The organism is Aestuarium sp. (assembly GCF_023253315.1).
Lineage (GTDB): Bacteria > Pseudomonadota > Alphaproteobacteria > Rhodobacterales > Rhodobacteraceae > Marivivens > Marivivens donghaensis.
The window spans coordinates 1-651 of record NZ_JALRGW010000166.1 but is presented as its reverse complement, the minus strand read 5'-3'; the positions used below and the strand labels follow the sequence as shown (position 1 = coordinate 651).

The window sequence follows — 651 nt, the reverse complement described above, 5'->3', positions numbered from 1 at the left end:
GCTTTAAGTTTGGTCTTGCTAATAGGCTCGATTAGATCGACTTCTTCGTTTTTCTGTTTGGGTCTCATAGTGCGTTATCATAGCAGTTTTCTGATTTTCCTTTGAGCAAGAACTGCCTTAACCTATGAGCGAATCGCGATTTAGTTACTCCTTAAGTCAGTTACAAGATATGAGTGCGGATGTTTTACGTCGCGCCAAAAATGCTGGGGCAAGCAGTGCAGAGGCTGAGATTAGTCTAGGTTTTGGTCAAAATGTGTCTGTGCGTATGGGTGAGACAGAAACAATTGAATACAACCGAGATAAAGGCGTTTCGGTGACGGTATATTTCGGTCAGCAAAAAGGTCACGCTAGCACTTCAGACCTTTCTGCACAAGCGCTTCAAGATACCGTAGCCGCTGCCTGCAATATTGCCCGTTATACGGCAAAGGATGAGTTTTGTGGTCTAGCGGATGCGGCGTTAATGGCTAAGAAAATCCCAGAGCTGGATTTGTATCACCCTTGGGATTTGTCAGTTGATGAAGCGATTAATCTGGCGAAAACATGTGAAGCTTCTGCACGTGTCGTGGATATTCGTATCAATAACTCGGAAGGCGCTTCTGTTTCTACTTATGAAGGCATGTTTGCTTATGCAAACTCACAGATCGGAAGAGC

Annotated in this window: 1 protein-coding gene; it reads left to right on the top strand. The window is 44.5% G+C overall.

The window, feature by feature from the left end; translation table 11 throughout:
* Positions 1 to 124 precede the first annotated feature (124 nt).
* On the top strand, positions 125 to 651 hold a 527-nt coding region (locus AC1QQ2_RS14845), incomplete at its 3' end, for a PmbA/TldA family metallopeptidase (RefSeq protein WP_479713723.1).